The sequence below is a fragment of the Coprococcus sp. ART55/1 genome (assembly GCF_000210595.1).
In the GTDB taxonomy this organism is placed as follows: domain Bacteria; phylum Bacillota; class Clostridia; order Lachnospirales; family Lachnospiraceae; genus Coprococcus; species Coprococcus aceti.
Genome location: NC_021018.1, coordinates 554,217 through 556,965 on the forward strand (window position 1 = coordinate 554,217; position 2,749 = coordinate 556,965).

The 2,749-nt window shown below is 35.5% G+C and carries 2 protein-coding genes and 1 pseudogene; all 3 read right to left on the reverse strand.

The window, feature by feature from the left end; translation table 11 throughout:
• Positions 1 to 603 precede the first annotated feature (603 nt).
• Entirely contained in the window at positions 604 to 1,419 is an 816-nt protein-coding gene (locus tag CCU_RS02695; protein ID WP_208895926.1) for a hypothetical protein, read from the reverse strand.
• A gap of 22 nt (positions 1,420 to 1,441) precedes the next feature.
• On the reverse strand, positions 1,442 to 1,882 hold the full coding sequence (locus CCU_RS02700; RefSeq protein WP_208895927.1) for an FHA domain-containing protein: 441 nt from the start codon (positions 1,880 to 1,882) through the stop codon (positions 1,442 to 1,444).
• A gap of 17 nt (positions 1,883 to 1,899) precedes the next feature.
• Positions 1,900 to 2,749: pseudogene (locus CCU_RS02705) on the reverse strand (hypothetical protein); the annotation flags it as partial.

A 2,749-nucleotide genomic window follows, 5' to 3' on the forward strand; every position in this document is an offset into this window, starting at 1 on the left:
TATTATTGCTTTTTCCCAGTCTCTTTTTAGGTTATCCCCTTCTTTTCTGTGAAGGAATTCTCAATTAAAGGAAATAACAATCTTATACTTTTCAAGATAATATCCGAACCGCATCCACTGACAATGCCCTTAGTCTCAAAAACAAATTTAAGAACGATACTGTTTTGAGACTATCTTCGGAATATTCTTTAGCGCCAGTTTAGGCACCACATTTACTGTCATTCGCTCACGTAATTTTCCATTCTCCACCATTATCTGTACCTCTTCGTTCGTAAACGCTCCACTGTGAGAGTACCCCACTGTGGAGCATTTGCTTTATTACTTGCTCTGTAGCCCAATTTTCAAAAACTTAGTATAATCAATGGCTACCCTTCTTAAACAACAATCTGTTTACTCAAACTCTTTATGTCCCAGAATTAAATTAACTTATTTTATTCAGATATGGGGCACATTTTATATAAATTACAATAATTTGTTTGATCTACTGAAAGGTTGTTTCCAAACTGTTGCCATAATTACTATTGCTTGAGTTTGCACAATGACATGTCCTTTTATTAATACATATCCTATTATATATCAACATAATCATGCATATTATTTAAACTACGATTCGTTCTCACCATCTTCTAAATCCTCAAAATCAAAACAAACCGATCTATCTCCAAACAACGAGAGTAATTTCTTTCGTTCCTTTATTTTCTGTATATCCCCTATTTCTTCATACATATCATCTACATAATCAATCAGCCAATCATTGACTTTCCCCTCAAACAAATCAGCCAAATAATCATTTATTAACGTATCATCCATTTCCAAAGATTCCATATGATTGAGTAATCTAAACACACCAGAATCTCTTTGATTCTTATAAATATATAGCAGCAACTCCTTTATTGCATTTTGCTCAATAAGCATCTGCTCATAAAGAGATCTTCCCCTAGTTGACCAAAAGACTCTAGCCGCATTTGAACTTGAGTCAATCTCATAGGTATATGTATTGATATCTCTTGCCTTATGTTCTATTAATCCATAAAAATAACCAGCTATTTTCCCTAACTCATTTATATAAAATCGTTTAAAAACCTCAAACTGAGATAAAGAACAAGGTTCATCAAAATTGAATTTTCCGTTTTGTTTTTTCAAGAAACTAATAAACAGTAGTCTCAAGTCACCACCATTTATTTTCGGTATATAATTTGCATATCGATAATTATTATAATACTCAGCAAAAATCCCCAAAAGACCTTTTCCGTTTTTAGGAATCTTATCCATTGTATATTTCTCAATTCCTTTTTCTAGCTCAAGATGATTATGTCCCATTAGGCACTTCGGAACAGAATCTTTATCATTTGGATTTTGCTGCACAAGGCACAAATATATTTTTTGTAATCGTTCTATCCCAACTGCTCCGGTGTACAATATAATATTAATCTCATACTGATTATTTAGCCCTGTTATGGACATTGTTTTCTTTGCCGTATTTCTGGGGGATCTGTGAAAAAATCTGTCTTTTTCCTTGAACATCCGCATACTGAAGCACCTCTGAATCCATGTATGGCAGATTGACAATAATACTGTCTTTTAAGTTGTTCTGTATAAGCACACCGATAAACTGCACACAATATATTATCCTTAAAGCACCGAGTTCTACAATATCCCCACATTTGAGCCTGTATCCTGACTGTACCGGATTACCATTCACAGTCAGACTACTGCTGCCAATACCACATATACTCCATCCATTTTCATTTTCCGCAAATTCGGCCTGAACACCAATCATCTCTGGACTTCTCATCACTATCTCATTCTCGTCAAGACTTCCTATTCTTATCCGACTGACATCCGATATGATATATTTATCCACAGGAATCATAATTTCCATAAGATTTCCTCTCTCGACTATTTAATAACACACTTTACAGCACTTGTGCTGGCGCCATTCTGCACGTTTCCTCCTGACTTATAGCAAGGAACAACCTTAATATAATATTTTCCAGCCTTCAGTCCGGTTATGGTTGTACTGGTACCCGTTATCTTACTCTTTGAATTGTATAATGACATCTGTCCACAGTCTTCACTGTCTTTCTTATAGCCGTAATAATATATCCTATATTCGCTGGCATTATACTCCTTCTTGCTATTAGACCACTGTATATATAACTGTCCTGATTTTTTAGATTCTGTTTTCGCTATCTTAACTATATTTGGCACCACTTTTATAGTTCTGGTGATAGACTTTGTACTATAGTGTGCAGCATCCGCTCCCTTTGGTGTAAAGGTAGCTGTAATCACTACACTGCCAAATGCTTTGTTATTCATAACCTGAACTCTTCCACCTGCCGCATTGATTGCAAGTAATTTAGGATTACTTGATTTGAAGCTAAACGTACCCTGACAATCACTAGGTGCAACACACTCAAAGCCATGTGTTCCATTTGCATTGTGCCATGTTGTTGATATAGGACTCTTGAACGAGATCACTGGTACCTTTTTTTCAATTCTAAAGTTCTTTACAACTCGCTTTCCTGATACGCAGTTGGAACCATTTGCCGTAACAGTAACTGTAGCTGTACCAGGTTCTTTATTATTTGCGTATTGTACTGTATAATCTGATGCCTTCAGCTTTGCACTTCCATACGCAACTGTAACTGCAGGCTTGAAATAACTTCCGCTATATGTATAAGAATTAGCAGCTAATGTCACTGTCGCTTTTGTTATATCCGCCTGAGAAATTGTAAATGTCTTACTT

Coding starts and splice junctions, on each gene's coding strand:
- CCU_RS02700 (WP_208895927.1), bottom strand. CDS start 1,882: ATGGAAATTATGATTCCTGTGGATAAATATATCATATCGGATGTCAGT.